This window comes from Methylocystis sp. L43 (assembly GCF_015709525.1).
Taxonomy (GTDB): domain Bacteria; phylum Pseudomonadota; class Alphaproteobacteria; order Rhizobiales; family Beijerinckiaceae; genus Methylocystis.
Map to the genome: position 1 here is coordinate 73318 of NZ_JADNRA010000018.1, position 17978 is coordinate 91295.

A 17978-nucleotide genomic window follows, 5' to 3' on the forward strand; every position below is an offset into this window, starting at 1 on the left:
TCATCGCTGACTTTGCGCCGCCGACTGACGGTCTCGTTCGATGAACGCCGCAAGCTCCTTCGTCTGGTCCGTGAACAGTTGCAGTTCGCTGATGTCGAGCGGCTCGCTCACATGCTGCATCAGCAGCAGATCTCGGCCTTCGGAGAAGGCCGGCGCCAGCCCGCAATAGAAAAATCCCTGGCGGCGCGCGCTCTCAACCAGGAGCGGCAAGCCGGGGTCGTCGACATGCGCGGAAAGCTGCACGGCGCGCGCGCCGAGCCCGCTGACGTCGCTCACCGCCTGGCTCAATTCGATGCTGGCGTTCGATCCGATCATCTCGAAGCGAATCCTGCCATAGCCCCATGGGTTGACCATGACGCTCGTCATCGACCGAGTCTCTGTTGGCGTTCCGCTCTCGCGTAGAGAAACGCCGACGCCGAGACGGCTGTATGTCGTCGTCATGACGTCGCGATACGCCGGAGGCGCGACGATCTCGCATGCCCGCGCCGTCTGCAGGAAGCGGAACGTCAGCAGAAAACTCTGGCGCTGTCCGGCCGTCGGCACAGGCAAATCCTTCGAATGAGAGGTTTCGGGCGCCGCGCCGAGCAGGATCGCGCATGTCGGCATGCCGGCGCGCTCGTCATTGCGCTGTGAAAATGTATGAGTCGTGACCGGCTCGGCGTAGATCCCGACGAGCCCGAGTTTCGTGGCTTCGTCCGTCAGCCGCTCGGTCATGCGCTCCAGGAGATGACGTCCCCGGTAGGACGGAAGCACGACCGCTTCGCCGCGTTCGGCGATCGCCGCGCCGAGCTCGCGCTCGAGCGCGACATGGCCGATGACCTCGCCGCGCGCATCGCGGGTCACGACCGGAATGAGCTCTCCGCTTTCGACCTTCCGCCAATAGCGATGCGGAGAAAAGACTTCCCGGTGAACATAATTGTGTCCATAGACCGCCAGGAAGCAGCGCGCGATCGCCGCCGAGTCGCTCTGCTGGGGCACGTCGATCCGCACCGTTTCCGTCGTCTCTGCGGCTTCGGCGATCGGCTCTTCGTTACGTTCCGCCACGTCGCGCGAGGGGTCGAAACCGCGATGGATCGTGATCTCCCATCCGTCGACGCCGCGTTCCCGGTAGGATAATCCCGCATCTCGCCGCAACTGCGCGCTGAGCGAACCAACGACCGCGGAAAACCGGGAATGGCCGTTGAGCAGAATCCGTGCGCGCGCCTCGCCTTTGGAAGAGGACAGAAGAACCGCCGCGCGCTCGGCGTTGGTGCGCGACCCGCAGAGAATCTGCCATGTTTGCGCAGCGTCGGCGGCGATCAGGCTCGCGGTCATCGGCGGAATCCCTTCGACCAGCGACGCTTCGCGAACGAAGGCGCGGAGCAGTTCGCCCCCTTCTGCTTCCATCGACAGCCGCAGCTCGGCGAAATGATCCGAATTACCTTTGCCCATGCGGATGATTCCATGATGACAATGTGACGGCGCCGCGCGCTGCGCCCGCGCAGCGCTCTCATCAGTGGCGACCAAGAGCGGCGCTCAGCCCTTCCAGTGCAGCGCCGTGATCAGCGTGAAGATACGGCGCGCCGTATCCTGATCGGTGTCGATCTTGCCTTTCAAGCGTTCGAGGAGAAGCTGCGCGCCTTCGTTATGGAGGCCGCGACGCCCCATGTCGATCGCCTCGATCCTGCTCGGGGTCGCATGGCGGATCGCCGCGTAATAGCTTTCGCAGATCATGAAATAATCTTTGAGAATGCGCCTGAAAGGCGTCAGCGAGAGAATGTGCGTGACGAGGCAGACGCCCTCCGCGTCGCAAATCTTAAAAACCAGTTTGGCGTCAACGAGCGAGATCAGCAGCTCATAAGGTCCGCCATGATGGCCAATCAGCGCGAAACTGTTTTCCTCGATGAGATCGTAGATGGCGATGGCGCGCTCATGCTCCTGATCCGCCGAGCCGCGGCCGATCGAGTTCTCGTCGAGCGTGACGGAGATCAGCCGCTTCGACTCGTTTGACTCCACCCTCACGCCTCGAGCTGATTGAGACGGATCGACACCGAACGCGCATGGGCCTGCAAGCCTTCGGCCTCGCCAAGCGTGACGGCGGCGGCGCCGATGGCGCGCAGCGAGTCCGCGTCGCATTTCAGGATCGACGTGCGCTTGACGAAGTCGAGCACGCTCAGACCCGACGAGAAGCGCGCCGAGCGCGCCGTCGGCAGCACATGGTTCGAGCCGCCGACATAATCGCCGACGGCTTCGGGCGTATAGGCGCCGATGAAGATGGCGCCGGCGTTGGAAACGCGCGCGGCGAGGTCCTCGGCGTCTTCGCTGATGATTTCGAGATGTTCGGCAGCGATGCGGTCGGCGAGCGGAAGCGCGTCGGCGAGCGTCTTCACGATGATCGTCGCGCCATAGTCGCGCCAGGAGGCGCCGGCGATCTCCTTGCGCGAAAGCGTCGAGAGATGTCTCTCGACGGCGGCGACGACCGAGTCGGCCAGCGAGGCGTCGTCGGTGATCAGGATCGACTGCGCGGATTCGTCATGCTCGGCCTGCGCAAGCAAGTCGGCCGCGATCCAGTCGGGATTGGCGGTCGCGTCGGCGAGGATCAGCACTTCAGAAGGGCCGGCGATCATGTCGATGCCGACCTGACCAAAGACGCGGCGCTTCGCCGCCGCCACCCAGGCGTTGCCCGGCCCGACAATCTTGACGACGGGCGCAATCGTCTTCGTGCCATAGGCCAGCGCCGCCACGGCTTGCGCGCCGCCGACCCGGTAGATCTCATCGATGCCGGAACGTTTCGCGGCGGCGAGCACCAGCGGCTCCACATGGCCGCCGGGCGTCGGAACCACCATGACGATGCGCTTCACGCCAGCGACCTTCGCCGGCACGACATTCATCAGCACGGAAGACGGATAGGCGGCGGTGCCGCCGGGCACGTAGAGGCCCACCGAGTCGAGCGGGGTCCAGCGCCAGCCAAGTTCGACGCCTGCCGCGTCCCGAAAGCGCAAATCCTGCGGCTTCTGCCGCTCGTGGAAGGTGGTGATCCGCTCGAGCGCGAGATCGAGGGCGGCGAGCTGCTCGGCGGAGCATTTGGCTTCCGCCGCCGCGACCTCCTCGCGGGAGACGGCGATGCCGGTTTGCTCAAGGTCGATGCGGTCGAAGCGCTTGGAATAGTCGACAAGCGCCGCGTCGCCGCGGGCGACGACGTCGTCAATGATGCCGCGGACCGTATCGTCGACATCCTGCGACGACTCACGCTTCATGGCGAGCAGCGAGGCGAAACGCTGTTCGAAATCGGGCGCCGCAGCGTCCAAACGCAGGGTCATGATCCTCTCCAGCCGGGAAGTCCGGCTGTCATGGCCCTCGGGGAGCGTGCTCGTCAAGTTCGCCGCTGAAATCATGGTTCGGCCGGGCGGCGACCTTCCAGCGCGGTCCCACGTCGCAAAGTTGCGCCTCGACGCATTCGACATCGAGCGCGATCGACGCGCCCCCGGCGAAAAAGAGCCGGATGACTCCCGACGGGGGTTCGGGGTCGGGCTCGAAAGTGACCGCCAGAAGTTCGAGGATCGCGTCGGGCTGGTCGCGGCAGATACGCTGGCAGCGCACGCGCTGCACGCCTTCGAAATGCAGGCCGCAGCGGCAGCGCTCCAGCCGGCCGTCAAGTTCGGCGGCCCAGTCGAAACGCGACCCAACCAGGGCGAACCGGCGCTTTTCGGCAAGAAAGGCGATGTCGCCGACGCGCACCAGGGCGTCCTGCAGATGCGCCGAGAGGAGCGACAGATCTTCGCTGTCGAGCGCATGCAGACGCAAGGCGAGTTCACAAGGCCGATTGGGTGGTTCCATGTCCTCTCCTCCTTCGCCCGATATGGCGAAGGGCGCGGGGGGGCGCAACCCTATGGGCGGCGTCAAGCTAAGTTAATGGGATTTTCTTGGGTTCCAGCACCCTCGCGCCGCTTCTGTGCCCTTTACGGGGAGGATGACGAGCGAAGCGAACCGGGAGGGGTTTAATCACCCCCACCCGATCGCCTTCGGCGATCGACCTCCCCGCAAGGAAGAGGTATGGCGGGCGCAGCTTAACGGCCGCTCAATCCTGAAACGGATTGTGCACGAGGATCGTGTCGTCGCGTTCGGGACTCGTCGAGAGCAGAGCGACCGGCGCTTCGATCAGTTCCTCGACGCGACGCACATATTTGATCGCCTGCGCCGGCAGATGCGCCCAGGAGCGCGCGCCGCTCGTCGATTCCTTCCAGCCGGGGAAGCTTTCATAGACCGGCTGCACGCGCGCCTGCGCCGCCTGCGAGGCCGGCAAGCGCTCGATGCGCTTATCGTCGAGCATGTAATGCGTGCAGATTTTGATCTCGTCGAAACCATCGAGAATGTCGAGCTTCGTTAGCGCGACGCCATTGATGCCCGACGTCTTCACCGCCTGACGAGTGAGCACGGCGTCGAACCAGCCGCAGCGGCGCCGCCGTCCGGTGTTGGTGCCGAATTCGCGGCCGCGATCGCCGATCAACTGGCCGATCTCGTCATGAAGCTCGGTCGGAAACGGGCCGCCGCCGACGCGCGTCGTATAGGCCTTGGCGATGCCGAGCACATAGCCGATCGCGCCGGGACCGAGCCCCGAGCCGCTCGCCGCCGAGGCGGCGACGGTGTTGGACGACGTCACGTAAGGATAGGTGCCGTGATCGACGTCGAGCAGCACGCCCTGCGCGCCCTCGAAGAGGATGCGCTTGCCGGCGCGGCGATTGTCCTCGAGCAGTTCCCACACCGCGTCCATGAACGGCAGGATGCGCGGCGCGACGGAGAGGAGCTCCTCGCGCAGCGCGGCAGGGTCGACCTCGGGCAGGCCCAGGCCGCGCCGCAGCGGATCGTGATGCGCGAGCACGCGCGCGATCTTGTCGTCGAGCAAATCGGGCTCGGCGAGATCCATGAGGCGAATCGAACGGCGCCCGACCTTGTCCTCATAGGCGGGGCCGATCCCGCGCTTCGTCGTGCCGATCTTGGCGCCGCCGCCCGCGTCCTCGCGATGCGCGTCAAGTTCGCGATGCAGCGAGAGGATCAGCGGCGCGTTTTCGGCGATCTTGAGATTCATCGGCGAAATCTCGACGCCCTGCTCCCGCAGCCGGTCGATCTCGCCGACGAGGAAATGCGGGTCGACGACGACGCCATTGCCGATGACGGAAAGCTTGCCCGGCCGCACGATGCCCGAGGGCAGCAGCGCAAGCTTATACGTCACGCCGTCGATGACGAGCGTGTGCCCGGCGTTATGCCCGCCCTGGAAGCGCACGACGACGTCCGCCTCCAGCGACAGCCAGTCGACGATTTTGCCCTTGCCCTCGTCGCCCCACTGGGCGCCGACCACCGCCACATTCGCCATGGCCGTATCTCGATCTCCAAATAGAAAAAGCCCCGCGCGTAACGCCGGGGCTCGTTACCGCAGGGGTTTAGCGCATGCCGCCGAGAGCGTAAAGGCCGCCGACGGCCTGACATCAGGAACTTCGAGCGGCCTTTTCGGTTGGAAATGAACAAGGGGAGGTAGAATGCATGCCGACCACGGTCGCTCGAGTCCCAAGCCACACCGATGAGGACATCAACCGCGCCATCCGCAAGGAAACGCAGGCGCGACTGTCCTACTTCGCCAAACACCCGGAGAAGATCGACGAACGTCTGGAGGAGCTTGATCGGGAGTGGGACATTGAGCGGGCGCTCGAAGCCAACGCCTCCTCTTTGGCGCTCGTTGGACTTGCGCTCGGCTTAACGTCGGATCGCCGCTGGCTGGCGCTGCCGGTTCTGGTGAGCGGCTTCCTTCTCCAGCACGCGCTGCAGGGCTGGTGCCCGCCCTTGCCGCTCCTGCGTCGAATGTCGTTCCGAACGGCCGAGGAAATCGGCCAGGAGCGCAACGCGCTCAAGGCGCTGCGCGGCGACTTCGACAAGGTCAAAAAGGCCGACAACAAGGTTCAGGAGGCGGCGCGCGCGGCCGGGCTCGGCTGCGAGATGCACGGGCGCACCGTGCATTAGGATCTATCCCCGCCGCTCTGGACGGGAATATTGTGGATCTTGAGCCGCAGCCGCGCGACGCGACTGCGACATCGCGTTATCGTCTGACTGAAGCAATTGTGCGATCTGTCAACGGAGAATTGCTGCCGCTCCAGCTGGCGGGCTCCGGAAGGGAAACGCATGCTAAGCCGAGGTCTCGCCGTCGTCGCCGCGCTCGCTGTGTTGACGCTTCCGATGCTCGCCACTGCGCGGGACAATGCGCGGATGGAGCGCGTGACGTTCAGGGATGGACGCGCAACGTTGAACGGCCGCATCAAGGGCTACGACTACGTCGACTATGTGTTTCCTGTCGGCGCGGGAGAATCCATGCGGCTCAGCCTGAAGACCGACAGGCTCAGCAACTACTTCAACCTGAGCGCCCCGGGCGCCCAAGAGGCGATGTTCATCGGCTCTGTGTCAGGGACGGATTTCGCTGGAACGGCGCCGCTCGCCGGCGATTACACCGCGCGCGTCTATCTGATGCGCAGCGCGGCGCGGCGCGGAACCGTCGCACACTATGCGCTCTCCATCGAATTGGGACAGAAGAGCGCGACTGAGCCCAAGGGCCCGGACTATGCGGACGGACTGACCGGCGGGCCGGATTACTGGGAAGTTTTCGGCGTCGTATCCGGTGAAGCTCTCGCACTGCGCGAGCGCCCTTCGGCCAAGGCGAAGCGCGTCGCCGATCTGGCGAACGGCGCAGTTCTGACGAATCTCGGCTGCAGGAATACGGGCGGCGAACGCTGGTGTCAGGTCAAAGACCAGGCCGGCAAAAGGCGCGGTTGGGTGAAGGGCCGACATCTGCGGGAATCCGCGGGACCAAAATAATCAGGCCCTGTGATACGGGTGTCCTGAGAGTATCGTCATTGCTCGATAGATTTGTTCCGCCGCAAGAATGCGCGCCAGCTGATGCGGCAGCGTCATCGCGCCGAAGGAGAAAACCGCGGTCGCGCGCGCGCGGACGCTCTCGTCGAGGCCCTCGGCGCCGCCGATCGCAAACCACAGCGCCTTGCAGCCCCTGTCGCGTTCGGTGGCTATGAATTGCGCGAAGGCTGCGCTCGTCTCCGCCCTGCCCCGTTCGTCAAAAGCCGCAAGTCGGGATTCCGCGGGCAGCGCCGTAAGCAGTTCGATCGCTTCGCGCGATGACCGCTCGGCGCTGGAGGAGGCCTTGCTCTCGTCGATCTCCTTGAGTTCGAGACCTTCGAGGCCCAGCCGCCGCAAGGCGCGGATGCGCTCGGCGTAGCGGGCGAAAAGCTCTCGCTCGGAACCCGCCCTCAAGCGGCCGACGCAGATCAGTCCCAGTTTCATCCGACGCCCGGCGAGACGAGAAGCGAGATGGACAAGCGATCCCAAGGGCGCGCTTGCGTCCGCTTCCGTCAGACCAGGCGAATCTCCACCGGTCGGTCGCCGCCCCACATCTTTTCAAGATTGTAGAACTGGCGCACCTCGGGACGGAAGATGTGGACGATGACGTCGCCGGCGTCGATCAGCACCCAGTCGCACTGGGCTAGGCCTTCGACGCGCGGGGCAACGACGCCCGCCGCCTTCAGCGCCTTGATCGCCTTGTCGGCGATGGCGCCGACATGCACGGTCGAACGGCCCGTCGCAATGATCATGTCATCGGCGAGCGCCGTTTTTCCACGCAGATCGATGGAGACGATGTCCTCGGCCTTGGTTTCGTCCAGGCTGGCGAGAACCTTTTGCACGATTGAGCCGGTCAATTGGGCGCTTGCGCCAATTTCCGGTCGGAGCGGACCAGGAGCCGCACCCGGATGAACACCTGTCGACAGCGTTGCAACCCTCATGCTTCGCGGCCCAAGGCCCGGAAGAGAGCCCGCCGCAACACAAGGATGGGGCTCTTGCCGAAAAATTGCAATAGAAACTGCGGGGTTGCCGAGCCCGGCAAAGAAAAAAGCCCGGCTCAAACGCCGGGCTTTGGAAGGCGGTTCGGGCTAATCGAGAGGCGGGAGGAACCTCAAAGCCGGAACATGGAAATCATAATCGATTTACGCCGAAAGCGTAGGACGAATTTGTCGACTCGCCATTCGGCCGTGCAAAAAGCGGGGAAAAACTGCTGAATTCGTGCCGCGAGAGGCGCGCGGCAGCGCCCGATTCGGCTAAGTTAACAAAGCGTTGCAAAGCGCATCAGTCGGCCCAGTGCTCAAATTGCAACACATGTCAAGTTTGTCGCCGGAGCCCTGCTTTCGCCGGTCACTTTATGGCGAAATCATGGAATTAGGACCATGGAGCCGCTAGTGGCGCGTGATTCGAGCGCGGCGTGCACCCTGGCGGCGTCGGCAAGCGGAAAACGCGCCGGCTCGGCGATGGTCACGAAGCCTCGCTTCACCGCATGGACGAGATCGTCCATCATCTCCTCATAGTCGCGCCGGCGGGCGATATGGGTGAAAAGCGAGGGGCGGGTCGCATAGAGCGATCCTTTCAGCGCCAGAAGGCCGAGATCGAAAGCCGCAATCGGACCGGACGCTGAGCCGAAGCTGACGAACATGCCGAACGGCTTCAGGCAATCGAGCGAAGCCGGAAACGTCGCGCGCCCCACGCCGTCATAGACGACATCGCACAGCTTGCCCTTGGTGAAATCGCGCACTCGCTCGACGAAATTTTCCTCGCGATAAAGAATCGTGCGCCGCGCGCCGGCCTCCGCCGCGATCTTCGCCTTTTCAGGAGAGCCGACGGTGGCGATCACTTTGGCGCCCAGCGCATTCGCCCATTGGCAGAGGATCTGCCCCACGCCGCCGGCGCCGGCATGGACGAGAACGCGATGGCCTTTCTCCACCTTGAACGTCCTGCGCAGCAGATATTGCGCAGTCAGCCCTTTCAGCATCATCACCGCGCCTTGCTCATAGCTGAAGGATTTCGGCAGATGGACCACTGAGCCTGCGGCGATGTTGCGCGCCTCCGAATAGCCGCCAAGCGCGCCGACATAAGCGACCCGATCCCCGACCTTGAAGTTCTTCACATTCTCGCCGACGGCGATCACCTCGCCGGCGCCTTCATGTCCAGGGATGAACGGATAGTCCGCCGGATAAGCGCCGGTGCGGCGGTAGACGTCTATGAAATTCACGCCAATGGCGCCGTGGCGGATTTGCACGTCGTCAGCGGTCGGGGCCGGCAGATCGACGTCTTCCATGACGAGCGCATCCGGCCCGCCGGGCTGATGCACGCGAATCGCCTTAACCATCGACATTTCCTTTCGCGATCGCGCCGCCCTCGCGAAAAAGCGGCAAAGCGAGAAAATAGCATCCCGTCGCGACCAGAGCCGTCTTTACCAGGACGGAGGCCGCCGCAAGATCCTGTGCGACCGCCGCAACAGCCGCCGCGCCCCAGACGGCGGTGACGACGAGCGTCACAGGCCGCAGCCGCTTAACGCGCAGCGGATGAACAAAGGCCACCGGAAGGAACATGCAAGCCGCCATCATGACAATCAGCGTGAGACTCGCGGCGGCCGGCGGCCGCAGCACGAGAAGATAGAAGACCACGATGTTCCAGAGCGACGGAAATCCGCGAAACCAGTAGTCGGCCGTCTTCATTCGCCGATCCGCGAAATACAGCGCCGAACAGGCGCAGACCGCGGCGCAAACGGGCGCAGCGAGCGCTGGGTCCAAGAGGCCGGAGCGCCACAGCGCCACAAGCGGCGTGACCACATAGTTGAGAAAGTCGACGACAAGGTCGAGCGCGGCGCCGTCGATGAAAGACGCCGTTTCAGTCACTCTGAAATGCCGCGCCAGCGTTCCGTCGACGGCGTCGACGACGAGCGCTGCGCCAAGCCAGGCGAACATCGCCGCAAAGCGGCCGTCCGCCGCAAGGAACAGCGCGATCAGGCCGAGCGCAGCGCCGCTCGCCGTGAACAGGTGAACAGAAAGGCCGATGAGGCGAGAAGACGTCACGAGGCGCGGCGACCGGAGAAGCGGGACGTCAGCCTACCACCGCCCTCGCGCCGAGCCAAAGTCGCCCTGCTCGCGTCCTGCTCGCGCTCCGAAGACTCTCCCGCTATAACAAGCGAAGGAGACGGATGAGATGACAGCGGCGCACGAAAACATCAGATCGGACATTCTCGTCGCCGGCGCCGGGGCGACCGGCCTTGCAGCGGCTCTGGCCTTCGCGCGCGGAGGATTCAAGACGACGCTCGCCGGGCGAGTTTCGCCGCCGCTGCCAGGCCGCACCGTCGCCTTGTTCGAATCGTCCGTCCGATTTCTCGATGCGCTCGGCGCGCTGGAGCGCGTCAGAGCGCGCGGCTGCGCCGTCGAAGCGATCCGCATGATCGACGACACCGATCAGTTTCTACCGGTGCCGGAACTCAGCCTGCGGGCGCGCGAAATCGGGCTGCCGGCGCTCGGCGTCAATGTGTCGAACGACGACCTCGTCGCGATCCTGCTGGATCTTTGTCGCGGCCGCCCTGAGATCGCGTTCGTCGACGCCGACATCGGGGATTATGAATTTAACAGCGACGGCGCTGTCGCCATTCTCGCAGACGGACGGCGGCTCCAGTCGGACTTCATCGTTGCGGCGGATGGGCGTAACAGCCGCGCCCGCGCGGTCGCCGGCATCGACGTGAAGGAATGGACCTATCCGCAGATCGCGCTCACCATGATGCTGCGCCACGAGTTCCCGCACGAAAACGTCTCGACGGAATATCACACGCGCTCGGGCCCTTTCACGCTGGTGCCGCTGCCCGCGCGAGAGGATGCGCCGAATCGTTCGAGCCTCGTCTGGCTGATGAGCGTCGCCGACGCGCGGCGGCGTCTCGCCAAGCCTCGCGAAGAACTCGAATTTGAAATCGAGGATTACGCCAAGTCTGAACTCGGCGCGATGCGCATCGAAGGCGACATCGGGCAGTTCCGCATGGGCGGCATGCAGGTGTCGAAACACGCCACGGGCCGCCTCGCGCTCGTCGGCGAGACCTGTCACATCTTTCCGCCGATCGGCGCGCAAGGATTGAACCTAAGCCTGCGCGACGTCGCCGATCTTGAGGATTGTCTCGCCAGCGTCGATCTCAAGAACCCGCGCGAATTGTCGCGGGCGCTGGCGCGCTACGACCGTCACCGGCGCGCTGACATCGGCTTCAGAACGCATGGCGTCGACCTGCTCAACCGGTCGCTCATCATACCCTATCTGCCGGTGGATTTGCTGCGCGGCGCGAGCTTTATCGCCATGGCGGCGCTCGGGCCGCTGCGACGCGCGGTCATTCGCGAGGGCGTGTTGCCGCATCTCGTTTTGCCGCGCCTGATGCGGCGGCCGGCGCAGAAGCACGAAGTCGGCGGCGCTCCGCGTGGGCGCGCCGGCCTACGATCTTAGAGGCTGCGCTTGAGCGCCGCCGCTTCTAATGCGGCGCTACTTGGCTGCAATCTTGATCTTCTTTTCTTCCTTCTGAGACTCGGGCATTTTTGGCAGTTTGATTTTCAGCACCCCCTTTTCGAAATCCGCCGTGATCTTGTCCACATCGACTCCCTCGGGAACCCGAAAAGCGCGGCGGAAGGAGCCATATCGGCGCTCGGAACAGTAATAGCCTTCCTTCTTCTCTTCTTTCTCTTCGCTCTTTTCGCCCGAAATCGACAATACGCCGTTCGCAAGCTTCACATCGACGCTCTTTTCATCGAGCCCCGGCAGTTCGGCGGTGATTTCATATCCGCCGTCCTTTTCAACAAAATCGACGGGCGGACCCGCTGACCACTGCGACATCATCCGTTCGAACGGTTGAAAGTCGGCGAGGTTTCGGCGCGATGGAAAGTCATCAAACAGGCGATCGAATTGCCGCTGGAAGGATTCTAAAGGGCGCCAATCGAAAACGCCGGAAGCCTGCGTGGATTCTCTTGCCGCTGGCAGCTTGCTTTGTTCGGCCATGCTGATCTCCCTCGTCACGGACGATCGCCACGCAACCGAAAATTCAGCAACGATGGCGCTGACGATCGATCTGGAAACGTTAGGGAAGTGGAGCGTTAGAGGTGTGACTTCAAGCCGCGAGTTTGCGCCACTTTGTCGCGATCAAGCTCGTCGAATTCTCCGAGCGCCAACAGTCCTGCGTCTCCACCCGAAGACGCAGTGTTGATCGTCAGCGTCGTCTCGTGAAGGAATCGCAGGAGATAATCCGGCCCGCCCGCCTTTGGCCCGGTGCCGCTCAAGCCGAACCCGCCGAAGGGCTGGCTGCCGACGACCGCGCCGATCATGTTGCGATTGACGTAAATGTTGCCGGCTGACGCTTTGCGCGACAACGCGCGAATGCGCTGTTCGATGCGCGTATGCATGCCGATCGTGAGCCCGTATCCGACCGCCTCGATGTCCGTGAGAAGTTGCGGCAGGCGATCCGAACGCCACGTCGCGACATGCAAGACCGGTCCGAAGATCTCTTCCTGCAAATCCTCGACGCGATCGAGTCTGACGATATGCGGCGCGACGAAAGTTCCCGTCGAAGGCGCAACGCCAGCGTAAAGAATTCGCCCGGCTGCGCGCTGACGCAAAAGATAGGCGTCGAGTTTGTCCTTCGCCTCGGCGTCGATCGCCGGGCCGACATGCGTGCCGATCTCGCGCGGATCGCCCACGCGCAACTCGCGCGCAGCGCCAATCAACGTCTCCAGACAGGCAGGCGCAATCTCCTCTTGCACACACAAGAGCCGCAAGGCTGAGCACCGCTGGCCCGCCGATCGGAACGCAGACGTCATGACGTCGTCGACGACCTGTTCGATCAGCGCCGTCGAATCGACAATCATCGCATTGATCCCGCCCGTTTCGGCGATGAGCGGCGCAATCGCGCCATCTCGCTCGGCGAGCGTGCGATTGATCCGCTGCGCAACTTCGACCGAGCCGGTAAAAACGACGCCGGCGGTCAGCGGATTGGCGATAAGCGCGGCGCCAATCGCGCCATCGCCCGGCGTAAATTGCAGCACATCCTTCGGAACGCCCGATTGGCGCAGGAGGTCGATCGCCATGGCGGCGACGAGCGGCGTCTGCTCGGCGGGCTTGGCGACGGCGCAATTTCCCGCGACCAGCGCCGCTGCGACCTGGCCGATGAAAATCGCGAGCGGGAAATTCCAGGGCGAAATGCAGATAAAGACGCCGCGTCCATGCCGGCGCAGGACATTGGCTTCGCCGGTCGGGCCCGGCAGCGGCATGTCGGCGCAGAGAATTCGCGCCTGACCGGCGTAGTAGCGGCAAAGGTCGGCCGCCTCGCGCACCTCGGCGAGCGCATCGTCGAGAGTCTTGCCGCCCTCGCTTTGCAACAAGGCGATCAACGGCCCACGCCGCGCCTCAATGAGATCGGCCGCGCGTTCGATCATCCGCGCCCGCGCCGCGAATGGAGTCCTGGACCATTCAGGGAAGGCGCGCGCCGCCGTCGCAATCGCAGCATGCGCCACAGCTTCATCCGCTTCGACGACGTGACCGACAATGGCTCCGTCGATCGGCGACAGGACCGGGCGCGCCGCAGCCCGCGACTCGACGCTCGGTCGTGCGTCAGGCGGCGGAGCCGGCGCGCGCGTCTCGTCGATCAGCGCCGCAAGCGCAGTCCGATCGCCAAACTCCACGCCTTTCGAATTGGCGCGTTGCGGCAGGTAAATCTCGCTCGGCAGCGGAAGACGCGGATGACGCGCGCGATTTGGCGCGCCGAGCGCGTCATAAGGGTCCGCGACAAGCGCGCTCTCCGGCGTCTCGGGATCGGCGGCGCGCGCGACGAAAGAGGAGTTGGCGCCGTTCTCGATCAAGCGCCGCACGAGATAGGCGAGAAGATCGCGGTGCGGACCGACCGGCGCATAGATTCGAACCGCGGCGTCGCTCATTTCCGCCAGCGACTCATAGAGCGACTCGCCCATGCCGTGCAGGCGCTGAAACTCGAAGTCGCGCCGCCCGCCGGCCATCGTCAGAACGGCGGCGACGCTGCGCGCGTTATGCGTGGCGATTTGCGGGAAGAGATGCGGTTGATCAAAGAGCCGCGCCGCGCAGGCGTCAAAATTGAGATCGGTCATCGCTTTGCGCGTGAACACGGGATAATCGGCGAGACCGCGCTCCTGCGCGCGCTTGATTTCGCTGTCCCAATAGGCGCCCTTGACGAGACGCACCATGAAGCGCCGATGGTTCGCTTCCGCGAGCGAGGCGACATAGTCGATCGCAGCCATCGCGCGCTTCAGATAGGCCTGCACCGCGAGCCCGAATCCGTCCCAGCCGGAAAGCGACGGGTCTTCGACGACGCGTGCGAACACGTCCAGCGAAAGTTCGAGTCGATCCGCCTCCTCCGCATCAATGGTGAAAACGAGATCGCGCTCTTTGGCGAGGCGCGCGAGGTCAAGCAACCGCGGCGGCAACTCCCGCAAGACGCGTTCGCGCGAAATCGCCTCATAGCGCGGATGCAGCGCAGAGAGCTTGATCGAAATTCCGGGGCGCATAGGAAGGCCGGAACTCCCGGCCGAGGCGCCGATGGCGTGAATGGCGTGGGCGTAGGCCGTAAAATAGCGCTCGGCGTCTTCCGCCGTCCGCGCGCCTTCGCCAAGCATGTCATAAGAGAAGCGCTCGCGCCGTCCCTGCTCCCGTCTGATCGCCGCTTCGATGGTTTCGCCAAAGACGAAATGAGCGCCCATCAGCCGCATCGCCTGACGCGCGGCGGCGCGCAGCGCTGGCAGGCCAAGACGCCGCGCGAGGTCGGCGACGAGCCCGCGCGGCTCCGTGACGTCGACGATACGCGCCGATAATCCGAGCGCGAGGGCGCAGGCCTGAATGAGCAGCGCGTCGCTCGATGTCTCGTGATGGGAGAAATCGCCCTCGGCGAGCTTATCCGCGAGGAGTTGGTCGGCCGTGGCGTCGTCGGGGACGCGCAGCAGCGCTTCGGTGAGCGCCATCACCGCCAGACCCTCCCGCGAGGAGAGGGAGAATTCGTGAAGGAAGTCTTCGACGCCGCCAAGCGGATCACGTTGTGCGCGAATGCCGCGCACGAGCCTCAGCGCAGTTTCCTCTACGACCCGTTGCGTCCCGGCATCCGGACGCGAACCGAGGAAGGCTTCAGCGAAGCTCTCGTCGGGGGGCGCGTATGGCGCCGCAAAGGGCGCAGGCCGATGGTGTTCTCGATTCATTCGCCATGGACCCTACCGCGCCCGCAGGGCCCGATCAGATCTTGTCGCCTTCCGCTCCCGGCCGTACGCAACGCCACTTGGTAACCGTCAGTTGCGGGTGTTCGCCGCACCATTGAGCGATATATGGCATCGCCTGCATCATGCAATTGCTGGTCGAGCCCGTGGTCGATTCGAGGACGAGCTTGCGCTCATCGCAGGCGGCGGGCTGCGCCAGCGTGCAGACAGTAAGGATGAGTTCGACGAAATTCATCGCAATCTCCTTGCTAAGCGCCCGCTCCAGGGCGTTTCGCTTCTTAGCAAGGGTAATGCCCGTCAGTCGGCGGTCAATATCTCGCCCTTGCCATAGACCGCCGTGTCGCCGCCATAGCGGCGCAGCCTGCGCGACAGGAGATCGGCGGCGGGGGCGCTATGATCCCTCAGAGAACGTGCGAAAAGCCGTGCGAACGTCAGCTCATGCGCGCCGCAGTCGACATAGGTCGAACCGAAGCAGCCGCCGCGCGCGAGCACAATCGAGCCGCGCTTGTTGAGATAGCCGACGCGCCCCTTGGCCTCGCCCACAACGAGGATCGTGCCGGCGATGACGCGTGCGCCGAGATCTTCGCCGGCGTCGCCTTCGATGACGAGAATGCCGCGACGCAGCCGGTCGCCGGCGCGTGCGCCCGCCTTGCCGCGCACGATGACGCGCCCGCCGGCCATGCCGGCGAGTTCGCCCGCGAGCGGACCGGCGAGGAAATCGCCGACGTCGCCCTTGATCTCCAACTCGGCGCCGAGATTGCCCGAGGCGGCATGCGGGCCGGCGTTTCCGTCGACGGTGATCCTGCCGCCCTTGGCGAGACGGCCGCACTGCGCCCCGACGTCGCCTTCGACATGAATCTCAAAGCCAGGCAGAAGCTTCGCGCCGAGAAGATCGAAACGCGAGGAGCCGCCCTCAAAGCGAACAGTCTTCAGTTCGCCTTCCGAGACTTTGAAGAGGTCGCCGACTTTCGTCGAAATGCGCGTCACGCCGATCTCGATCGCTTCGATCTGCGCGACGGATTTTCCTGCAAGGCGGTCGGGCGTCAGCGCCGAGAGATCGACGCGCTGCGGCGGCTCCTGGCGAAGCGTGAAGGTAAAGGGCTTCACGGCAGCAATTCCTTCAGATGATAATGAAACGGCCCGAGCTTGCCGCCGTAATTGCCGGCGCCGACGCGCTTGGCGCCCTGCTCCGGCCCCATCTCGATGATGGCGTGAAGCCCCGCGCGCATCGCCTCGCTCACGGCCTTATCGGTCAAGCCGTCGATGACGATTTCGAGCACGCAGCCGATATCCGCGTCGAGCTCGCTTTTGGTGACGCCCCGCAACGTCGGACAATAGGCGTCATTGGTCGACGCGCTCATGCCCTTGTATTTCGAACCGACCTTTGAGCCCGAACGCACGATGCCGCCGGGGAACGGCGCAATGGCGTCGGCGACGCCGTCGATCGCCGAGACGGCGGCCTCTGTCGCGCGCATGGTCTTGTCCCAGTCCGCGCCCATGATCAAAAGATTGCCGCCGCCCACGGATTTCTTCGTCAGGCCGACCTTGCCTTCGCAGAAAAACTCTCCGTCCATGACCGGCACGCGCCAGTAGCGCCGATCGTCGACGACCTTGGACATCTGCCACTTGTCGCCGAATTGGCGCACCGCGTCGCCGACCTTGATCTCGAATTCGCCGTCGACCGTCGAATAGACCGCGGAGCCCGGGCAGGTCAGCACGCATTGGCCGAGTCGGTTGACGAGCTGCTTCTCCGCGTCTTTCGACGACATGGCGAAGAGCAGCGCGCGAACGCCCGGACGTCCGTCCGGCGTTTCCTCCGGCGGCACTTCGCGATCGATTCCGGCCTCGCAGCCGCAGCCGATGACCGATGTGGCGAAGCCTGTCATCGTCAGCGCCGCCTGCCGCGCCCATTTGGCGTTCGGCGCGGTGATCAGAATGCCCGTCCCGCTCATGGGGAAGGCTTCGGCGAAATTGTCGTCTATCGTCACGCCGTTGCGAATTATATCCGGCATGGAACCTCCGCAAAGGCGTCCTTGTGCGGCAGCGCCGCGTCGGGCACGTCGAAAATGCTGCGCGGCAGGCCGTAAAGCTCGTCGTAATAGGAATCGAGGCGCTTCGTGATCTGCCCATCGTAACGCGGGCGAATATGCAGCGTCTTGCCGCGCGTGTAATGCGAAACTTGGCCATCGCGCACGACGAGAGCGCCATCCTTGAACACGAGGGCCGCGCGCCGGAACATGCCGGCGACGTCGCGTCCGGGCTTATAAACGGCGATGTCGGCGACGGCGCCGGGACTGAGCCGGCCGCGATCGACGAAGCCAAAGAGCTTCGCGGCGCCGGAGCGGCTCATCTGCGCGATTTCGTAAAGCGTATATTCGCGCGAAATCGACGGCAGCGTGGTGTGCTCCAGCACCTCAGCCGGAAGGCGCGCAAGATGCTGCGCGCGAAGATCGGCGCTCATCAGCAGCGCGAAGAGTTCCGGATAGGTCGTGAAGGGACCGCCGTTCGGATGGTCGGTGGTGAAGAACACCTGCTCAGGATTTTCAATGAGCAGGAAGAGCTCCAGGCCCGCCGCCCATTGGATGGCGTTGTAGTAATTTGAAACCTTATAGACGTAGGGCACGATGCCGCCGCCATTGGCGTCGCCGTCGAAGATCGCGCCTTTCTTCGGAATCGCGCCGGGAAGGCTGTTGAACTGTTTCAGAACGTCGGACGAGATCGTCACCGTGTCCGAGAACATCACTTGGCCGACGTCGACGCTCACATTCTTATTGGCGTTGATCTTCTCGGCGAAGAGCGCGCCGGCCGACGAGAAGCCGTTCTTGCCTTCCTTGCCATAGGCGTAGAACTGCACATGGGCGAGATGCAGCGGCAGCCCCTGCG

Annotated in this window: 18 protein-coding genes; 3 read left to right on the plus strand and 15 right to left on the minus strand. The window is 64.3% G+C overall.

The genetic code is table 11. The features are described from left to right. The 5 genes from IYX23_RS03615 to IYX23_RS03635 all read right to left on the minus strand — a co-directional run bounded on the left by IYX23_RS03615 (window position 1) and on the right by IYX23_RS03635 (window position 5350). Entirely contained in the window at window positions 1–1431 is a 1431-nt protein-coding gene (locus tag IYX23_RS03615) for a hypothetical protein (RefSeq protein WP_196393814.1), read from the minus strand. A gap of 84 nt (window positions 1432–1515) precedes the next feature. Beyond that, window positions 1516–1995, minus strand: a complete 480-nt coding sequence (locus IYX23_RS03620) for a UPF0262 family protein (RefSeq protein WP_018408731.1) — start codon at window positions 1993–1995, stop codon at window positions 1516–1518. 2 nt (window positions 1996–1997) lie between these two features. Beyond that, window positions 1998–3299, minus strand: a complete 1302-nt coding sequence (gene hisD / locus IYX23_RS03625; protein ID WP_196393815.1) for a histidinol dehydrogenase — start codon at window positions 3297–3299, stop codon at window positions 1998–2000. Between the two features lie 28 nt (window positions 3300–3327). Continuing rightward, window positions 3328–3816: a DUF2948 family protein gene (locus tag IYX23_RS03630; protein ID WP_196393816.1), complete on the minus strand. Its 489-nt coding sequence runs from the start codon at window positions 3814–3816 to the stop codon at window positions 3328–3330. A gap of 241 nt (window positions 3817–4057) precedes the next feature. Beyond that, window positions 4058–5350, minus strand: a complete 1293-nt coding sequence (locus tag IYX23_RS03635; protein WP_196393817.1) for an adenylosuccinate synthase — start codon at window positions 5348–5350, stop codon at window positions 4058–4060. Between the two features lie 167 nt (window positions 5351–5517). Here IYX23_RS03635 and IYX23_RS03640 point away from each other — a divergent pair, with 167 nt between their 5' ends. Continuing rightward, on the plus strand, window positions 5518–5991 hold the full coding sequence (locus IYX23_RS03640) for a hypothetical protein (protein ID WP_196393818.1): 474 nt from the start codon (window positions 5518–5520) through the stop codon (window positions 5989–5991). A 159-nt stretch (window positions 5992–6150) separates the two neighbouring features. Next, window positions 6151–6837 (plus strand): SH3 domain-containing protein, encoded by a 687-nt coding sequence (locus tag IYX23_RS03645; protein WP_196393819.1) that lies wholly within the window; start codon window positions 6151–6153, stop codon window positions 6835–6837. On the opposite strand, the gene rlmH is transcribed toward IYX23_RS03645, so the two are convergent. The 4 genes from rlmH to IYX23_RS03665 all read right to left on the minus strand — a co-directional run bounded on the left by rlmH (window position 6838) and on the right by IYX23_RS03665 (window position 9914). Continuing rightward, window positions 6838–7317 (minus strand): 23S rRNA (pseudouridine(1915)-N(3))-methyltransferase RlmH, encoded by a 480-nt coding sequence (rlmH, locus tag IYX23_RS03650; RefSeq protein ID WP_196393820.1) that lies wholly within the window; start codon window positions 7315–7317, stop codon window positions 6838–6840. It abuts the gene before it with no gap. A gap of 68 nt (window positions 7318–7385) precedes the next feature. Next, window positions 7386–7730, minus strand: a complete 345-nt coding sequence (gene rsfS, locus IYX23_RS03655) for a ribosome silencing factor (RefSeq protein WP_348643621.1) — start codon at window positions 7728–7730, stop codon at window positions 7386–7388. Between the two features lie 506 nt (window positions 7731–8236). Continuing rightward, window positions 8237–9208, minus strand: a complete 972-nt coding sequence (locus IYX23_RS03660; RefSeq protein WP_196393822.1) for a quinone oxidoreductase — start codon at window positions 9206–9208, stop codon at window positions 8237–8239. Then, window positions 9201–9914 carry a CDP-alcohol phosphatidyltransferase family protein gene (locus IYX23_RS03665; RefSeq protein WP_196393823.1) on the minus strand — a complete coding sequence of 238 codons (714 nt, stop codon included), beginning with the start codon at window positions 9912–9914 and terminating at the stop codon, window positions 9201–9203. Before IYX23_RS03665 ends, IYX23_RS03660 begins: the two co-directional genes overlap by 8 nt. Before the next feature lie 130 nt (window positions 9915–10044). Here IYX23_RS03665 and IYX23_RS03670 point away from each other — a divergent pair, with 130 nt between their 5' ends. Then, window positions 10045–11322: an FAD-dependent monooxygenase gene (locus tag IYX23_RS03670; protein ID WP_196393824.1), complete on the plus strand. Its 1278-nt coding sequence runs from the start codon at window positions 10045–10047 to the stop codon at window positions 11320–11322. 36 nt (window positions 11323–11358) lie between these two features. Here the strand turns inward: IYX23_RS03670 and IYX23_RS03675 are convergent, their stop codons facing one another. The 6 genes from IYX23_RS03675 to IYX23_RS03700 form a co-directional block, all read right to left on the minus strand. Then, on the minus strand, window positions 11359–11868 hold the full coding sequence (locus IYX23_RS03675) for an Hsp20/alpha crystallin family protein (protein WP_196393825.1): 510 nt from the start codon (window positions 11866–11868) through the stop codon (window positions 11359–11361). 95 nt (window positions 11869–11963) lie between these two features. Continuing rightward, window positions 11964–15080 (minus strand): bifunctional proline dehydrogenase/L-glutamate gamma-semialdehyde dehydrogenase PutA, encoded by a 3117-nt coding sequence (gene putA / locus IYX23_RS03680; RefSeq protein ID WP_196393826.1) that lies wholly within the window; start codon window positions 15078–15080, stop codon window positions 11964–11966. 34 nt (window positions 15081–15114) lie between these two features. Continuing rightward, entirely contained in the window at window positions 15115–15330 is a 216-nt protein-coding gene (locus IYX23_RS03685) for a hypothetical protein (protein WP_196393827.1), read from the minus strand. Window positions 15331–15392: 62 nt separating this feature from the next. After that, window positions 15393–16202: a formylmethanofuran dehydrogenase subunit C gene (locus IYX23_RS03690; protein WP_196393828.1), complete on the minus strand. Its 810-nt coding sequence runs from the start codon at window positions 16200–16202 to the stop codon at window positions 15393–15395. Then, window positions 16199–17107: a formylmethanofuran--tetrahydromethanopterin N-formyltransferase gene (fhcD, locus tag IYX23_RS03695; protein WP_196393829.1), complete on the minus strand. Its 909-nt coding sequence runs from the start codon at window positions 17105–17107 to the stop codon at window positions 16199–16201. The genes IYX23_RS03690 and fhcD overlap by 4 nt, the downstream gene beginning before the upstream one ends. Next, window positions 17095–17978: amidohydrolase family protein (locus IYX23_RS03700; RefSeq protein WP_196398822.1), on the minus strand; the 884-nt coding region annotated here is incomplete at its 5' end. The genes fhcD and IYX23_RS03700, both read right to left, overlap by 13 nt.

Excerpts from the sequence above, each read along its gene's own strand:
- IYX23_RS03670 (WP_196393824.1), top strand. The coding sequence starts at position 10,045 with ATGACAGCGGCGCACGAAAACATCAGATCGGACATTCTCGTCGCCGGC.
- IYX23_RS03685 (WP_196393827.1), bottom strand. The coding sequence starts at position 15,330 with ATGAATTTCGTCGAACTCATCCTTACTGTCTGCACGCTGGCGCAGCCC.
- IYX23_RS03645 (WP_196393819.1), top strand. The coding sequence starts at position 6,151 with ATGCTAAGCCGAGGTCTCGCCGTCGTCGCCGCGCTCGCTGTGTTGACG.
- putA (WP_196393826.1), bottom strand. The coding sequence starts at position 15,080 with ATGAATCGAGAACACCATCGGCCTGCGCCCTTTGCGGCGCCATACGCG.
- hisD (WP_196393815.1), bottom strand. The coding sequence starts at position 3,299 with ATGACCCTGCGTTTGGACGCTGCGGCGCCCGATTTCGAACAGCGTTTC.
- IYX23_RS03635 (WP_196393817.1), bottom strand. The coding sequence starts at position 5,350 with ATGGCGAATGTGGCGGTGGTCGGCGCCCAGTGGGGCGACGAGGGCAAG.
- IYX23_RS03675 (WP_196393825.1), bottom strand. The coding sequence starts at position 11,868 with ATGGCCGAACAAAGCAAGCTGCCAGCGGCAAGAGAATCCACGCAGGCT.
- IYX23_RS03660 (WP_196393822.1), bottom strand. The coding sequence starts at position 9,208 with ATGGTTAAGGCGATTCGCGTGCATCAGCCCGGCGGGCCGGATGCGCTC.
- rlmH (WP_196393820.1), bottom strand. The coding sequence starts at position 7,317 with ATGAAACTGGGACTGATCTGCGTCGGCCGCTTGAGGGCGGGTTCCGAG.
- IYX23_RS03615 (WP_196393814.1), bottom strand. The coding sequence starts at position 1,431 with ATGGGCAAAGGTAATTCGGATCATTTCGCCGAGCTGCGGCTGTCGATG.
- IYX23_RS03640 (WP_196393818.1), top strand. The coding sequence starts at position 5,518 with ATGCCGACCACGGTCGCTCGAGTCCCAAGCCACACCGATGAGGACATC.
- fhcD (WP_196393829.1), bottom strand. The coding sequence starts at position 17,107 with ATGCCGGATATAATTCGCAACGGCGTGACGATAGACGACAATTTCGCC.
- IYX23_RS03630 (WP_196393816.1), bottom strand. The coding sequence starts at position 3,816 with ATGGAACCACCCAATCGGCCTTGTGAACTCGCCTTGCGTCTGCATGCG.